This is a genomic window from Nocardiopsis sp. NRRL B-16309 (assembly GCF_001279585.1).
GTDB lineage: Bacteria > Actinomycetota > Actinomycetes > Streptosporangiales > Streptosporangiaceae > Nocardiopsis.
The window spans coordinates 184,870-199,522 of sequence record NZ_LGEC01000065.1 but is presented as its reverse complement, the minus strand read 5'-3'; the positions used below and the strand labels follow the sequence as shown (position 1 = coordinate 199,522).

The window sequence follows — 14,653 nt, the reverse complement described above, 5'->3', positions numbered from 1 at the left end:
TGCGCGCTAGTCCGCCGGGAAGCGGGGCTCCACCACGGTGTGCGGCCCCGGGTAGATGAGCCGTTCCTCCCCGTCCGGGAAGCGGACCACGTACGGCGGACCGTTGTCGGCGCCCTTCACCTCCACGATCCTTCCGCTGTGCTGGCCGTCGCTGCTCGCGACCCCGTGGGTGTGGACATAGTCCCCGATCGACGCCCGCATACTGTCCCCCGTTCGACGCCGCCGGTCCCTCGTGCCGGCCTATCGGGGACGTACCCGGATCGTTGACCTGCCGAAACCGAGGGCATTTGGGGCGTGTCACCGCACAGCGGGAGGAAAGGCGCGGCTCTTCTCGTGCCGAATCCCCGGCAGCGCACGCGGGCGGGATCAGCCGCCCGAGCGTCACCGACGCTCGAACCACGGGGCCGTGAACGCCGCGAAGCGGTCCGTCAGCCCGTCCTGGGGGTCCAGGTCGGACACCAGGTCCCTGTGCCCAGCGGGGTCGGCGGCCACCTCCAGCTCGTCGAGCAGTCCGAAGACCCGTTCCCGGGAGACCGGGGAGTAGGCACAAGGGGGTAGCAGGGCCCTTCCGAAGCTCCGATGCCCCTGGTGGCCGGGCTTTCTAGCGTGGTGCGCACGACGACTCCACGAGAGGGGCGACCGTGCTGACGGTAACCGCGCTGACCAAGCGCTACGGCGGGAGGACCGCCGTCGACGACCTGACCTTCACCGTCGAGCCGGGGCGGGTGACGGGCTTCCTGGGCCCCAACGGGGCGGGCAAGTCCACCACGATGCGACTGCTGCTCGGCCTGGCCCGCCCGTCCTCGGGCGAGGCGCTGGTCAACGGCCGGGAGTACGCGCGGCTGGCGGTGCCCGCCCGGGAGGCGGGTGCCCTGCTCGGCTCGCGGGCCGCCCATCCCGGCCGTACGGGGCGGGCCCACCTCGTGGCCAAGGCCCTGGTCACCGGGGTCGCGCGCGGTCGCGTGGACGAGGTCCTGGACGAGGTCGGACTGACGGAGGCGGCCGGACGGCGGGTGGGCGGCTACTCGCTCGGCATGCGCCGGCGGCTCGGTGTCGCCGACGCCCTGCTGGGCGATCCGGGCACGCTGCTGTTCGACGAACCGGTCAACGGGCTGGACCTCGACGGGGTGCGCTGGATGCGCGGCCTGGCGCGGCGGCTGGCCGACGAGGGGCGCACGGTGTTCGTCTCCAGCCACCTGATGAGCGAGATGGAGCTGGTCGCCGACCACCTGGTGGTCGTGGGCCGCGGGCGGCTCATCGCCGACGCGCCGCTGGGCGAGGTGATCGCGGCGTGGTCGCGGACGCACGTGCGGGTGCGCAGCCCGCAGGCCGGGGCGCTGGGCGCCCGGTTGGCGCGGCTGGGACCGCCGGTGCGGGTGGAGGACGACGGCGACGGAGGGCTGCGGGTGTTCGGACTGACCGCGGAGGCGGTCGGCGACCACGCCCATGAGGCGGGCGCCCGGGTGCACGGACTGCGTGTCGCCGAGGCCTCGCTGGAAGAGGCGTACCTGGAGCTGACCGACGAGACCGTCGAGTTCGGCGCGCACGGAAGGGAGTCGGCGGCATGAGGGGCGCGAGCACGGGAGGCGGGGGTGTGGCCGCGGCGGCCGGGCCGGTGGCGTTCGGGCGGGAGGTCGCCGCGGAAGGGGTGCGGCAGGCGTCGCTGCGGTCGACGTGGTGGTGCGTGGGAGCGGCGGTCCTGGGCCTGGCCGCGTTCGCGGCGATGATGGGCCTCTCCTCGCTGTCGCGGATCACGGAGAACGCGGTCGAGGCGGACTCGTCCTCGTTCGTCCAGCTCCTGTCACAGGGGCACTTCTACATCGTGCAGTTCACGGTGCTGACCCTGGCCGCACTGGCCGCCACGGGCGAGTTCGGCAACGGCAGTGTCACCAGCACCCTGCTGTGGACGCCCCGGCGCGGACGGCTGCTGGCAGCCCGGTCCGTGGTGACCGCGGGGCTCGCGTTCGTCATGGGCCTGGGAGCGACGGCGGCGGGGGTGGCCGTGCTGGCCGTGTTCCTCGGCGGGTACGTGGACATCGACCTCCTGGATCTCCTGACGACCGGGGTGAGTGCCGGGGTGTGCATGGCGCTGTTCGCGGTGCTGTTCGTGGGACTCGGCACGGCCCTGCGGGGGACGGCGGGCACGATCACCGTGGGGTTCCTGCTCCTGCTGGGCGTGCCGTTGGTCATGCAGCTGTCGGGGGTACGGGCCCTGGACGACCTCGCGGCCCTGCTGCCGGGCCTGGCCGGGATCGAGTTCTACGCCGGGGGAGACGTCGGCTTCTACACCTCGCCGCACGACGGGGCGGTCAACGTCGCCACCGTCGCGGGGTGGGCCGCGGCCGCCCAGATCGTCGCCCTGGCGGAGCTGCGCGTGCGCGACGTCTGAGCGGGAGTGGACGGCGGGGCCCGAGACGCCAGGAGCGTCCGGGCCCCGCGCCCGTCGCCGCGGCCGTCAGGGCGCGTCGACGAACGCGATCCCGGGGTACTCGTCGGAGGGGCCCTCCAGGAGCGGCTCCTCCTCGTCACGCAGGTGGGCGTCGAAGAACGCGGTGACGTAGGCCCGCTGGGCGGCGGTCGACGCGGCCGGATCGACGGTGCCGACCGACTCCGCGACCGCCTCCCTCCACGTGCGGTGGTCGGTCCCGCGCCCCTCCTCGATGGCCGGGAGCACCCACTGGTAGTCCATGAGGCTCATGTGCTCGCCCTCCGCCATGATCAGCTCCAGCACGGGGCCGGTGGAGGCCGCCCGGAACAGGCGCAGGTCCTCGTGGTGGGCGCTGGTGTGCGGCAGGTTCCGCGCGCTCGACGTCCCGGCCATGAGGAGCGCGAACGGCCGGTCGGCTCCGCGGGTCGTGGCGTCCGCCCAGGCCCCGTTCCCCACGTGGTAGGCCAGGCTCCCGTCGAGGTCCAGGCCCGCGTCCACACGATCGTCCACCAGCATGATCTCCGCCGTGGTCAGCCCACCGGCGGAGTGGCCGAACATGCCCGTGCGGGACGTGTCCAGGGACTCCGCCAACCCGTCCGGCGGGGAGCCACCGCCCGCCTGGGGCGCTCCGCCCGCGGCGAGCTCGTCCAGGGCGTCCAGGACCAGCCGCGTGTCGGCCACCCGGGTCGCGATGGCGTCCCGGTACGCGGGGGTCTCCCCGTTCGGGACCCGCGAGCGCAGCACCCGGCCGTCCGGCAGGTCCACCGCGTCGGGCTCGTAGGGGTGGTCGATGGCCGCCACGACGTACCCCTGCGAGGCCAGCTCCTCGGCGTTGGCGGTGTTGAGGAAGCGCGACACCCCGAACCCGGGCGAGAACAGCACGACGGGGAACGGTCCCGCGTCCGGGTCGGCGTCCGCCTCGGCGAACGCGTGGGAGCGCGACGAGGCGAGGTCCACCGCCGAGCGCGGCAGTCCGACCTGTTCGAGGCCGGACGCCAGCGCCGAGCCCGCGGCCGGGGAGGTGTAGGGGGCGCGTTCGTCGTCCCCGTCCGGCTCGGCCGGGTACCAGAGGCTGACCATGACGTCGCGTTCCGTGGCGCCCTCCACCCAGGGGTGGCCCCGGTCGGGGTCGACGAGGTGGAGTTCGGTCCGGCCGACCCCGTGCGGACCGGTCGGTGCGGGCGGGGTGAGGACGACGCTCCCGGGATCGGTGACGGCCGCGACCGCGGCCGGGACGGCACAGGCGGTGGACAGGACGAGGGCGGCGCTGGCGTAGGCGGCGCGACGCGTGGGCGTGCGGTTTCGGGTGACCATGCCGGAATCCTCACGCGTGGCGGCCGTCCGGCACATCGCCAGGACGACGGCGACCGGCTAGGCACATCGGGGTAGCGGGGGAGCGGTCGTCGGCGCGTTCACGGGGGCGGAGCCCGGTGCCGGGCTCGGAGCGGCGGTGGTGCCGGACGGGCGTGGGTGCCGGGCGAGCGCCGATCGTGGCGCGGGGTCTGGTGGGGCTGGAGCTGTGGGCGGGACGGGCGCGGGTGCCGGAACAGGAGTCGATCGCGCTGTGTGTCCACGGGGACGGAGCCCGGTGCCGGGGAGGGAGGTATTGGTGGTGCCGGACGGGCGTGGGTGCCGGGGCGGGAGGTGTCGGTGATGCCGGGGTGAACAGTGGGGCGGGTGCGCTCAGGAGCCGCCCACGAGTCCGGCCTCGTAGGCGAGCACGGCCGCCTGCACCCGGTTGTGCACGTCCAGACGGGCGAGGATGGACCCCACGTGCACCTTCACCGTGCCCGGGGCGATCGCCAGACGGCGGGCGATCTGGTCGTTGGACCAGCCCTCGCCGACCAGGGCCAGCACCTCGCGTTCGCGGCCGGAGAGCGCGGCGACCCGCTCGCGTGCGGCCGTGCCCCGGGACAGGCGCGGCCCGGAGGCGCCGAGTTCGTCGATCACCCGCCGCGCGATCTCCGGGGACAGGTACGCGCCTCCTTCGGCGACCGAGCGCAGGCCGGTCACCAGATGCGTGGGGTCACCGGATTTGAGCACGAACCCGCTCGCGCCGCCGGCGAGCGCCCGGGCGATGTAGGCGTCCTCGGAGAACGTGGTGAGGATGACGACGGCCGTGCCCGGGTGGCGCGCCGTGATGGCCTCGGTCGCGGCCAGTCCGTCGGTCCCCGGCATCTGCACGTCGAGCAGGGCGATGTCCGGGCGCAGTTCGGCGACCAGGTCGACGGCGGCGGCCCCGTCCCCTGCCTCACCCACGACCTCCAGGCCGGGCACGGCGGTGAGGATCGCGCGGATCCCCGCCCGCATCATCGCCTCGTCGTCGGCGAGGACCACTCGCAGCGGGACCTGGGTACCGTCCGGTTCGCGCACGCGGTCAGCCTAACGGTCGATCCGGCGGAACTCGCCCTTGTCCGTGAGGACGCCGTCGGCGAAGCACAGCCGGTACACGGGCGGCAGGCCGCCCTCGTGGTCCACCAGGTAGAACCGGCACTCGGCGCCGGGCGGTGCGGGCGGCAGGGGGTCGACGGACCGCTCGGGGTAGGCGAACAGCGGCAGGACCCGCTCGACGTCCTCGCGGGCGTCGCCCACGGACAGGCGGTCGTAGTCCTCGGCCGGCAGGTCCGAGTTGGCGCTCACCCACCACAGCAGCGCGAAGCCGAGGGCGGTCAGCACGGCGGCCAGTCCCAGGGGGACGGCCAGAGCCGTGGCCAGCGAGCGCCGGGCCCGCCCCCGGACCTCGTCGAGGGCGCGCCGTGTCTCGGTGGGCTCGCCCTCTTCCTCCGCGGAGGCGGCGCCCGGCCCCTTGGTGCCCGCCGCCCCCGCCCCGACCCCCGGGTCCCCGACCTCCCGAGCTGGGGCGGCGCTGTCGGTCGAGTCGGGGACGACCGCGTGGACCGCGAATCCCCGGTCGGTCCCGCCCGCCCGGAACGTGCCGCCGAGCCCCTCCACCCGCGCGCGGAGCGCGGCGAGCCCCGAGCTCCCGGTCCCCCCGCTCCCCGGAACGGCGACGGGTCCCTCCCCGGCGGGGCCGGTGTCCTCGACGTCGATCCGGGTGCGGCCCGCCGACCGGACGACGGTGACCGACACCTCGGTGCCCGGGGCGTACCTGGCCGCGTTGGTCAGACCCTCCTGGACCACGCGGTGGACGGCCTGGCCGCCCGGGTCGGCGGGATCCGGATCGGGCCCCTCCCGCAGCAGCCGGATCGCCATGCCCGCGTCCGTCGCGCGCTGGACCAGGTCGGCCACCGGTTCGGCCGCGGGCACCTCGGTCTCCTCACGCAGCACACCGATGATCTCGCGCAGCCGGAGGTTGGCCGCGTGCGCCGACGCGCGCAACTCGGCGGCGGCGCTCCGCTGCTCGGGTGTGTCGGTGGACGCCATCTCCAGGGCGGCCGCGCGGACGGCGATCAGGGCGAGGTCGTGTCCGAGGGAGTCGTGCATCCGCGAGGCGATGCGCGTGCGTTCGCGCAGGCGGGCGCGGTCGGCGTCGGCGGCGCGCGCCCGCTCCATGCGCTCGGCGACCTCCCAGCCGCCACGGGACAGCCGCCGGTGCCAGGGCAGGTACCGTCCGAACAGCCACGGCGCGACCACCACCCCGACCACGATGATCGCGGCCCCGACCCAGTCCACCAACCGGGAGAGGAGGTCGCGGACGTCGAGGCCGGCGACCACCGCCTCCGCCACGACCAGCCCGAGCAGCACGAGCACGGCCGTCAGGGTGATCGCGGCGACCGTGCGGACCCGGGCCGAGCGCTGCCCGGAGAGGAAGGCCGTGGCCGCGACCGTGGCCAGGGGGGCGAGGCCGAAGCCGTCGAGCAGTCCCATGGCGATGGCGAACTGCTGTCCCAGGGGGAAGGCCATCGCGATCGCGACGGCGGCGTCCGGGTGGCGGCGGGCGACGGTGAGGGCCCCGGTGAGGCAGAGCAGGGCCGCGGCCGTCTCCGCGACCGGTGGGGAGGCCGCGCCGTCGAGGAGGTCGAGGACGGTCGTAGCCGCCAGGACCGCCCACAGGAGGAGGTCGGGGAGCAGGTGCGCCCGCCGCCGCAGGATCTCGCGCATACCCTCAGCGTCCCTGATGTCCCTGATCGGTCCCGTGACCCGCTGCCAACGGACAGAACGAGCGGCTCGTCTCGTGTCCCTGACGTCCTTGATCGGTTCCGCGACCCCGCGCCGGGCCACGGCGCCCGGCGGGGGACGCCGTCACCGCGACGGCGCGGCGCGTGCGTCCGGGCGCCGGGGCGCGTCCACGTGTGGTCATGCCGGGATTCTCGCCTTCGGAGCCGGTCCGCGCATCACCGGGACGTCGTCGGCCGGGTAGGCACAAAGGGGTAGCGCTTCCTGCACCGGCCACCGGTGCGGCCCGCCCCGCCGTGGCACCGCCGGTCAGCGCGGGACGAGGCCGAACAGGAGCAGGTCGACCACACCGGTCAGGCTCGACTCGACGTAGGGGCGCGGCGCCGAGCCCTTGATCGCCGCGAACCCGTGGAGTGTGGCCGCGACGCCCATCGCGATGACGGACGGGTCGCCGTCGATGATCTCCCCGGCCGCCTGGCCCTCGGTGATGGGACGCATCACCGTGGTGAGCAGGCGCGAGACGGCCTCGGCCATCTCCGCCGGTGACCCGGAGTCGTGCTTGCGGGTGTACATCAGGTCGATGAGGGCCTCGTTGTCGAGCGTGAACCCGACGTAGCCCGCGGCCAGCGCCTGGACGCGGTCGCGGATCGTGCCCGGAGTGTCGGCGGCCTTCTCCAGCCGGCCGGTGAGCCGCTCGAACCCCGAGAGCGCGAGGGCGTCGAGCAGGGCCTGCTTGTCCTCGAAGTGCCGCTTCGGCGCCGCGTGGCTCACCCCGGCCTCGCGCGCCAGCTCGCGCAGGGACAGCGCCGCCGGTCCCCGCTCGGCGAGCGCGCGTTCGGCGTTCGCGAGGAGGACGGCGCGCAGGTCACCGTGGTGATAGGGGCGGTCGGGCATGGTGTTCAGCATAGCCCGGCGTCCGCGGCGTCAGCATGGTCGTCGTTGACCGCCCGGCCGGGTGGCCCTAGTGTTCCGGGATGAGTATGGACGCGGTCACCCTCCCCGATCTCAGCGGCCGCACGGCGGTCGTGACCGGAGCCAACAGCGGTCTGGGCGTCGAGACCACGCGCATGCTGGCCGGCATGGGCGCGCGCGTGGTGATGGCGGTGCGCGACGTGGACAAGGGCCGCGAGGCGGCCGACACGGTGCGCGGGGAGACGGAGGTGCGGCGGCTCGACCTCGCCGACCTCGCCTCGGTCCGCGCCTTCGCGCAGGAGTGGGAGGGCGACCTCCACCTGCTGATCAACAACGCCGGTGTGATGGCCATCCCCGAGTCCAGGACCAGGGACGGGTTCGAGACCCAGTTCGGAACCAATCACCTCGGTCACTTCGCGCTCACCAACCTGCTCCTGGAACACGTCACGGGTCGGGTGGTCACGGTGTCCTCCTCGCTGCACCGCATGGCGCCGGGCATCGACTTCGACAACGTCGACCTCGTGGGCCGCTACACGCCCTACCGTGCCTACGCGCAGTCGAAACTGGCCAACATGCTGTTCACGCTGGAGCTCCAGCGCCGGCTGATGGACGCGGGATCGCCCGTCCTCGCCGCCGCGTCCCACCCCGGCTACGCGGCCACCAGGCTCCAGTCGCATTCGAGCAGCCGCATCCAGCGCGGTCTGCTGGCCGTGGGGAACAGGATCTTCGCGCAGAGCGCCGCCGCGGGCGCCCTGCCCACGATCTACGCCGCCACGCAGGACGTGCCCGGCGCCGCCTACGCCGGTCCCAAGAACCTGGGCGGCCAGCGCGGGGCTCCGGCCCTGGCCGGTCGGAGCGAGGCCGCCTGGGACGGCGTCGCGGCCCAGCGCCTGTGGACCCTGTCCGAGCGGCTCACCGGGGTGACCTTCCCGCTCAGGGCGAAGCCGGACTGAACCGAGCGCTCGGCCGCCCGGTGCGCGCCGTCCGGTCCCTGAGGACCCGGGCGCGCACCGGGCGGCCGTGTCGGCGCCGCCCTACGGCGTGAGGGTCAGCTCGTCCGTCGCCGCCGCGCGGACGGCCTCCTCCGACACCACGAACGGCAGGGTCCGGCCCTCGCTCCACAGCGGGAGCTGGTCGTCGTAGTTCGGATGGAAGGCGTGCCCCGAGTTCCCGGTCAGGTGGATCCAGGTGGAGGCGTCGCGGTCGGACAGGTCCACCACCATGCGCATGGACGGCACCGCCGTGATGCCGTACCCCTGGTGCGGCACCCAACCGGTCGCGTTGACGATGGACGATCCGCCGGAGCTCTCGACCGGGCCCCGGTTGAACAGCCACTCCACCGGGCCGATGCCCGACGTCCCGAACGACTCGTGCGTCGCCGTGAGCGTGTGCAGGTCGCCCCAGCGCCAGTCGGCGGGGTCGTCGCCGAGTAGCTCGGTGAGCTCGTCGGCCGCCGCGGTCATCGCCGCGGCCAGCACCTCGTCACGGCCGTCGGCCTCCTCGCCGTCCCACCACGCCGAGTCGGGGTCGTCCAGCAGTCCGCCCACCACGTACATCCCGCGGGAGCTGCCGCTCATCTCCACCGTCTCCAGCTCGTCGAAGAGCAGGGGCAGCAGGTGGCGCCACGTGGCCTGGTAGAACGCCGCTCCGGCGGAGTCGGGGCCGGTGTGCAGGTCCCAGTCGCGCAGCAGGTCCTGGGCGCGGCCGGCGGTGCCGTCCACCTCCACGCCGAGGAGGTGGGGGGTCACGACCTCCGCGCTGGCGTGGAAGGAGTCCAGCTGGATGTCGGACATGTCGTCGGCGGTGACCGGCCCGGCGGCGATCGCCTCGTCCAGCCGGTCGTGGATGCGCTGGGCGCGGTAGCCGTAGTCCCAGTCGCCGGTGAGCCAGTAGGGGTAGTCGGCGTCCACACCCGACTGGTTCGCGGTGACGATGACGCCGGACTCCGGGTTGTGCACGCTCGGCAGCTCGTCGAAGGGGATGTACTCCTCCCAGTCGTAGGCGGAGTCCCACCCGGGAGCCGGGTAGCGGCCGTCGCCCTCGCCTCGGACGGGGACGAGGCCGGGCGCCTGGTAGCCGATATTGCCCTCGTCGTCGGCGTAGAGGAGGTTCTGCGCGGGGACGCTGAACCGGCTCGCCGCCGTGCGGAAGTCGGACCAGTCGCGGGCGCGGTTCATCGTGAAGATGGAGTCGGCCGTGGTGCCGGGCTCCAGGGCGGTCCAGCTCAGGGCGACCGCGTACTCGCCGCCGCCTTCACCGTCCCCCTCGGCCAGGACCGGGTCCTCCGCGATCCCGGCCAGGTCGGCGCCCGCCTCGGCGTCCGACAGCAGAGGGCCGTGGTGGGTGGAGCGCACGGTGATCTCGACGTCGTCCCCGCCCGCCACCTCGATGGTCTCCTCGCGCGTCTCCAGGGGCCGGACCTCGTTGTCGACCACGTACCCGTCGCCGTCGATCCGCTCGACGTACAGGTCCATCACGTCGGGGTTGAGGTTGGTGAAGGCCCAGGCGATCGACTCGTTCTGCCCGATGATGACGCCCGGCAGGCCGGAGAAGCTGAACCCGCTGACGTCGAACGGGCAGGCGTCGGTGAGCTCGGTGCAGTGCAGCCCGATCTGGTACCAGGTGGAGGGCATGGACGCGCCCAGGTGGGGGTCGTTGGCGAGGAGTGGGAGGCCGCTCTCGGTGTGGTCGCCGCTCACCACCCAGGAGTTGGAACCGGTGTCCGGTCCGCCGGGGCCGAGCAGGTCGGGGAGCCGTTCCGCCCCCTCGGCCACACCGGCGAGCGCGGGCACGGCCGCCTCGGGCAGGTCCGGAGCGGAGTCCGTGTCCGCAGCGGAGTCCGTGTCCGGAGCGGAGTCCGTGTCCGCAGCGGAGCCCGTGTCCGCAGCGGTGCGCGCGTCCGGTGCCGCATCCCGCTCGGCGGCCCGCGCTCGGGGCGTCCGTCCCTCGCGGGGCGCGCGCCGCTCGTCGGCACGGGCGTTCTCGGCCCCGGCCTCCTCTGCGCCGTCGTCGGCCGCGATCCCGTTCAGCTCGTCGGTGTCGGTGATCGGCCGGTGCTCGTCGAAGGGGTAGGCGGGGTAGAGCTCGTCCACCTGCTCCTCGCTCAGGCCGGCGGCCAGGAGCTGGGCGCGCTCGGTCTCCTGCTGGAGGTTGCCGCCCAGGTCCCAGGCCATGGCCTTGAGCCAGGCGAGGCTGTCCGCGGGGGTCCAGGGCTCGATGGTGTGGCCGCCGTTGAGCGCCGAGAGCAGGGCGTACTCCAGGCCGGCCTCGGCCCCCTCGTGCTCGTCGAGCCAGGCGTTGACCCCCATGGCGTAGGAGTCCAGGTAGTCCCGGGTGTCCGGGTCGAGCAGCTCGTACTCCTGCTCGGCGACGTGGCGCCAGCCCATCGTGCGCAGGTAGGCGTCGGTGTCGACCTGGTCCGGGCCGAAGAGTTCGGCCGTGCGCCCGGCCGTGACGTGGCGGCGGAAGTCCATCTCCCAGAAGCGGTCCTGGGCGTGGGTGAAGCCCTGCGCCATGAACAGGTCGTGGGTGTTGTCCGCGTACACGTGCGCGACGCCGTGTTCGTCGCGGAGCACGGTGACCGCCGACTCCAGGCCGGGGAGCGCGAGTTCCCCGGATGTCTCGGGGAAGGACCGCCGGACGGTCCAGACACCGAAGAGCGTGCCCACCAGAGCTAACGCCACAACGACTGCAATGGCCCCCAAAAGCACACGAAAGAGGACATGTTTCCGCAATCCACTCATGCGGGGAACTCTAGAGTGTCCCGACTCACACCTTCCAGCGATTCCGGGCTCCGAACGCAATTGTTACCAACTGGTCAGTATGGAGTGTTCCCCGGTCGGCATCCCCGTGAACACCGGTTGGTGCGGGTCGGTCGGCCGTTCAGCGGGGCCGGCCGCCTCAGATCCGCGCCCCGCGGGCGGCCGCCTCGTCGCGCAGCCGTGCGACGACCTCTCCGGCGGGCCGCTCCTCCGCCGCGCGGAACCCCTGTCCCGCCCACAGCGCCATGCCGCCGGGATCGCCCGCCGCGGCGGCCGCCGACCGCAGCGGCCTGGTCATGTGGTGCAGCTCCGGGTAGGCGTAGTGCCGCCCGGGGTGTTCCCGGATGAACCGGTTGACCAGCCCTCGTGCCGGGCGGCCGGTGAAGGACCAGGTCACGGCGGTCTCGGTGAAGCCGGGATCGGCCAGGGCCGCCTTGTGCGCGGGCTGGGCGCCGCTCTCGGGGCAGCGCAGGAACGCCGTGCCCAGCTGGGCGGCGCGGGCCCCGGCCGCCAGGGCGTCCGCGACGTCGTCCCCGGTCATCAGCCCTCCGGCGGCCACGACCGGGACGTCGACCGCCGCGACCACGTCCGGCAGCAGGTCGGACAGCGGCCGGTCCCCGCCGGTGCGCGGATCGTAGGAGGCCCGGTGCCCGCCGGCCTCCAGGCCCTGGACACAGACCCCGTCCGCGCCCCGCTCCACCGCGGTGCGCGCTTCCTCGACCGTGGTCACGGTGGCCATCGTGGCCGAGCCCGCGCGCCGCAGCCGGTCGAGGACCGCGGAGTCCGGACAGCCGAACGTGAAGGTGACCAGGGGGACGGCCAGCTCGCACAAGAGGTCGATCTTGGCGCGCCACTCGTCGTCGTCGTGCAGCGGTTCGCCGGGCTCGGCGCCGTACCGGCGCGACTCGGGGGCGAGCCCGGCCCGCAGGTCGCGCAGTTCCCCTGGAGCGGCGACGGCGGGGGAGGGCACGAACACGTTGACCCCGAACGCGGACGTACCGCCCTCGCGCACCGCGCGGACCTGGTCGGCGACCGCCTCGGCCGTCCGGTAGCCCGCGGCCAGGAAGCCGGTGCCCCCGGCCGCCGCGACCGCGGCCACCAGCGCGGGTGTGGACGCCCCGCCGGCCATCGGTGCCTGGACCAGCGGCCGTTCCCCGAGCAGATCCTCCAGAGCCATCCCGTCCCGCCTCCCACGTCGGTGCCGGAAGGCTAACAGGGACCCTCCTCCCGGCCCCGGCACGGGGCCGGATCCCTCAGCCGGGCCGGTCGTCCGGCCTCGGTTCCACCGCCTGAGGTCCCTCCGACCGCGGTGCCCCCGGCCTCGCCTCCACCTGGACCGACGCGGGGAGGAAACGGGCCGAGAGCGGCGTCAGCAGTGCGGCGACCGCGCTCACGGCCACCAGGACGGAGATCGCCACCGGGAGTCCGCCCAGTTCCCACAACCAGCCGAAGCACCACTGGGTCGCCGCGTACGTGACACCGCTGACGACCGCCATGGCGGAGAACATCGTGTTGCGGTTGGCGTCCGCGTACATGAGCTGCTGCCAGGCGGCGGAGACGACCCCCGTCACGCCGAGGAAGAACTCGGCGACGACCAGGCCGGGCACCAGCGGAAGCCACCCGAAGGCGAGCAGGACCAGGGGCACCCCGGTGGCCAGGGCGAACACCGGGCCCCACACCTGGGGCCGCAACCGGTCGGTGAAGCGCGAACACGCCGCTCCCGCCATCAGCCCGAGCGTCATGACCAGCAGCACCAGCCCGTTGCGGCGCACGTCCTCGCCGTGGGCCGCCAGTAGCAGCGGCTGCCACGCCATGATGAGCGTCGCCATCACCGCGCCCGTCGACACCGCCAGGAACACCAGCGGCCGGAACCGCCGACCCGTGATGGTCGCGGCCGACTCGCGCAGGATCGCCAGGACCGGGCGTCCCGGCCGCCGCCGGTCCGCGGGAAGGCACAACGGCGTCAGCGCCGCGAGCACCACCAGGGCCGCCCCGGCGGCCAGCACCAGCGTGTCGGCCCGCGCCCACGTGCCGCCGACCAGCACGGCCCCGGCGCCCAGCACCGAGCCGCCGCGGGAGGCGACCTGCCCCCACCGCACCGCGCGCCGCACCCGGCGGACCCGGGCGTGGTCGCCGATCCGGTTGACCACGATCGCGGTGAGCGTGCCCGACTGCAGACTGTGCCCGCACACGCCCAGGGCCAGGCCGAGCACGGTCGCCGGAAGCCCCTCGGCGCCCCCGAACACGGCGAATCCGACACCCCACGCCGCCAGGCCCGCGCACAGCAGCCGGCGGTGCCCGTACCGGTCGCCCAGCGCCCCGCTCGGCGCCTCCAGCACCATGCCCAGCGCGATGTTGGCGGCCAGCATCGACCCCAGCGCCCACGGCTCCACGCCCCTGCCGAGGAGAACGGTGACGAAGACCGCCCCGTAGACGAAGTCGGCCGACACCGAGAACAGCGAGAAGAGGACGTATCGGGTGCGCAGGGGAATGGCGTCCGATGCCGTATCTGCGTCCATGGCGGGACTTTCCGTTTCGCGTGGTCGCCCACGGAGACCGGTTTCGACGGGTGACGTGAGAATCTCCGCGAGTGACGTGAAACGCTAGCACGGCGTTCTTTCCGCGAGCCACGTATTTTCCCTGGCGGTGCCGCCGCCGATCTCGTGGATAACGCTCTGACCAGCAATAGTAGACTTTTTCTACTAAGTAGACTACAAAGTAGACATCGGGCCGCGGCAACGGTTCACCGTTCCGCCACGGCACCGTGACAGGAGGCATCCATGAGCGACGCGCCACCGCCCGCCCGACCGCCGCTGTCCCGCGACTCCGTTCTGCGTGCCGCGCTCGCGATCGTGGACCGCGAGGGCCCGGAGAAACTCACCATGCGGCGGCTGGGCGCCGAACTCGGGGTGGACCCGATGGCGGTGTACCGCCACGTGCCGAACAAGTCCGCCCTGTTCGACGGCATCACCGAGGTGGTCTGGCGGTCCGTCGACGTCGACGGCATCGACGTCGCGGGCACCTGGCGGGAGGAGCTCGTCGGGGTCATGCGCTCCCTCCGCGACGCGCTCCGCGCCCATCCGCGCGCCGTCGTCATCCTGGGCACCCGCCCCGTGGCCGGGCCCGAGCTCTTCGCCCTCCTGGAACGGATGCTCGGCCGCCTGGCCGCTGCCGGGATGCCCCCGGACGCCGACACCGCCGAGCTGCTGAACATCCTGGTGACCTACACCACCGGGCACGTCCTGGCCGAGGCGGGTGAGCCCGTCGGCGGAGAGACGGACCAGCCCAGCGACCCGGGGCTGAACCCTACGACCCATCCGCACCTGGCGGCCGTGCTCGCCGACGGCTGGGAACACGACCCCGACCGGGCGTACGAGCGCGGGCTGCGCGCGTTCGTCGACGGCTGGCGGCACGCTCCCGATCCCGGCGAGCGACCGCGATGACGCCGGCCACGCCGCCCGTCATCCCCCGAGTG

12 protein-coding genes are annotated in these 14,653 nt (G+C 73.9%); 4 read left to right on the top strand and 8 right to left on the bottom strand.

Annotated features, from left to right (window positions below; genetic code table 11):
• Positions 1-6 precede the first annotated feature (6 nt).
• Positions 7-201, bottom strand: coding sequence for a DUF1918 domain-containing protein (locus ADL05_RS10620; protein ID WP_053616717.1), 195 nt, complete (start codon positions 199-201; stop codon positions 7-9).
• A gap of 440 nt (positions 202-641) precedes the next feature.
• On the opposite strand from ADL05_RS10620, the gene ADL05_RS10615 reads away from it, so the two are divergent.
• Both ADL05_RS10615 and ADL05_RS10610 read left to right on the top strand, forming a co-directional pair.
• Positions 642-1,568: an ATP-binding cassette domain-containing protein gene (locus ADL05_RS10615; RefSeq protein WP_053616716.1), complete on the top strand. Its 927-nt coding sequence runs from the start codon at positions 642-644 to the stop codon at positions 1,566-1,568.
• The gene (locus ADL05_RS10610) at positions 1,565-2,389 is read left to right on the top strand and encodes an ABC transporter permease (protein WP_231640692.1); all 825 of its coding nucleotides are present in this window, start codon (positions 1,565-1,567) and stop codon (positions 2,387-2,389) included. Before ADL05_RS10615 ends, ADL05_RS10610 begins: the two co-directional genes overlap by 4 nt.
• 66 nt (positions 2,390-2,455) lie before the next feature.
• On the opposite strand, the gene ADL05_RS10605 is transcribed toward ADL05_RS10610, so the two are convergent.
• The 4 genes from ADL05_RS10605 to ADL05_RS10590 form a co-directional block, all read right to left on the bottom strand.
• Positions 2,456-3,742 carry an acetylhydrolase gene (locus tag ADL05_RS10605; RefSeq protein ID WP_053616714.1) on the bottom strand — a complete coding sequence of 429 codons (1,287 nt, stop codon included), beginning with the start codon at positions 3,740-3,742 and terminating at the stop codon, positions 2,456-2,458.
• 369 nt (positions 3,743-4,111) lie between these two features.
• Positions 4,112-4,801: a response regulator transcription factor gene (locus tag ADL05_RS10600; RefSeq protein WP_255351841.1), complete on the bottom strand. Its 690-nt coding sequence runs from the start codon at positions 4,799-4,801 to the stop codon at positions 4,112-4,114.
• Positions 4,802-4,810: 9 nt separating this feature from the next.
• Complete coding sequence (locus ADL05_RS10595; protein ID WP_053616713.1) at positions 4,811-6,490, bottom strand: sensor histidine kinase; 1,680 nt, start codon at positions 6,488-6,490, stop codon at positions 4,811-4,813.
• 324 nt (positions 6,491-6,814) lie between these two features.
• Entirely contained in the window at positions 6,815-7,399 is a 585-nt protein-coding gene (locus tag ADL05_RS10590; RefSeq protein WP_053616849.1) for a TetR/AcrR family transcriptional regulator, read from the bottom strand.
• Between the two features lie 80 nt (positions 7,400-7,479).
• On the opposite strand from ADL05_RS10590, the gene ADL05_RS10585 reads away from it, so the two are divergent.
• A complete protein-coding gene (locus ADL05_RS10585; protein WP_053616712.1) occupies positions 7,480-8,370 on the top strand; it encodes an oxidoreductase in 891 nt (296 codons plus the stop codon).
• Between the two features lie 81 nt (positions 8,371-8,451).
• Here the strand turns inward: ADL05_RS10585 and ADL05_RS10580 are convergent, their stop codons facing one another.
• The 3 genes from ADL05_RS10580 to ADL05_RS10570 all read right to left on the bottom strand — a co-directional run bounded on the left by ADL05_RS10580 (position 8,452) and on the right by ADL05_RS10570 (position 13,697).
• On the bottom strand, positions 8,452-11,160 hold the full coding sequence (locus ADL05_RS10580) for a penicillin acylase family protein (RefSeq protein ID WP_082376262.1): 2,709 nt from the start codon (positions 11,158-11,160) through the stop codon (positions 8,452-8,454).
• Between the two features lie 157 nt (positions 11,161-11,317).
• Positions 11,318-12,355: a nitronate monooxygenase gene (locus ADL05_RS10575; protein WP_053616710.1), complete on the bottom strand. Its 1,038-nt coding sequence runs from the start codon at positions 12,353-12,355 to the stop codon at positions 11,318-11,320.
• Between the two features lie 76 nt (positions 12,356-12,431).
• A complete protein-coding gene (locus ADL05_RS10570) occupies positions 12,432-13,697 on the bottom strand; it encodes an MFS transporter (RefSeq protein ID WP_053616709.1) in 1,266 nt (421 codons plus the stop codon).
• Between the two features lie 261 nt (positions 13,698-13,958).
• On the opposite strand from ADL05_RS10570, the gene ADL05_RS10565 reads away from it, so the two are divergent.
• On the top strand, positions 13,959-14,621 hold the full coding sequence (locus ADL05_RS10565; protein WP_053616708.1) for a TetR/AcrR family transcriptional regulator: 663 nt from the start codon (positions 13,959-13,961) through the stop codon (positions 14,619-14,621).
• Positions 14,622-14,653 lie beyond the last annotated feature (32 nt).

Bases quoted from the DNA above. Each gene is read 5' to 3' on its own strand.
- ADL05_RS10590 (WP_053616849.1), bottom strand. From the start codon at position 7,399: ATGCCCGACCGCCCCTATCACCACGGTGACCTGCGCGCCGTCCTCCTC.
- ADL05_RS10595 (WP_053616713.1), bottom strand. From the start codon at position 6,490: ATGCGCGAGATCCTGCGGCGGCGGGCGCACCTGCTCCCCGACCTCCTC.
- ADL05_RS10565 (WP_053616708.1), top strand. From the start codon at position 13,959: ATGAGCGACGCGCCACCGCCCGCCCGACCGCCGCTGTCCCGCGACTCC.
- ADL05_RS10620 (WP_053616717.1), bottom strand. From the start codon at position 201: ATGCGGGCGTCGATCGGGGACTATGTCCACACCCACGGGGTCGCGAGC.
- ADL05_RS10570 (WP_053616709.1), bottom strand. From the start codon at position 13,697: ATGGACGCAGATACGGCATCGGACGCCATTCCCCTGCGCACCCGATAC.
- ADL05_RS10610 (WP_231640692.1), top strand. From the start codon at position 1,565: ATGAGGGGCGCGAGCACGGGAGGCGGGGGTGTGGCCGCGGCGGCCGGG.
- ADL05_RS10605 (WP_053616714.1), bottom strand. From the start codon at position 3,742: ATGGTCACCCGAAACCGCACGCCCACGCGTCGCGCCGCCTACGCCAGC.
- ADL05_RS10580 (WP_082376262.1), bottom strand. From the start codon at position 11,160: ATGAGTGGATTGCGGAAACATGTCCTCTTTCGTGTGCTTTTGGGGGCC.
- ADL05_RS10585 (WP_053616712.1), top strand. From the start codon at position 7,480: ATGAGTATGGACGCGGTCACCCTCCCCGATCTCAGCGGCCGCACGGCG.
- ADL05_RS10575 (WP_053616710.1), bottom strand. From the start codon at position 12,355: ATGGCTCTGGAGGATCTGCTCGGGGAACGGCCGCTGGTCCAGGCACCG.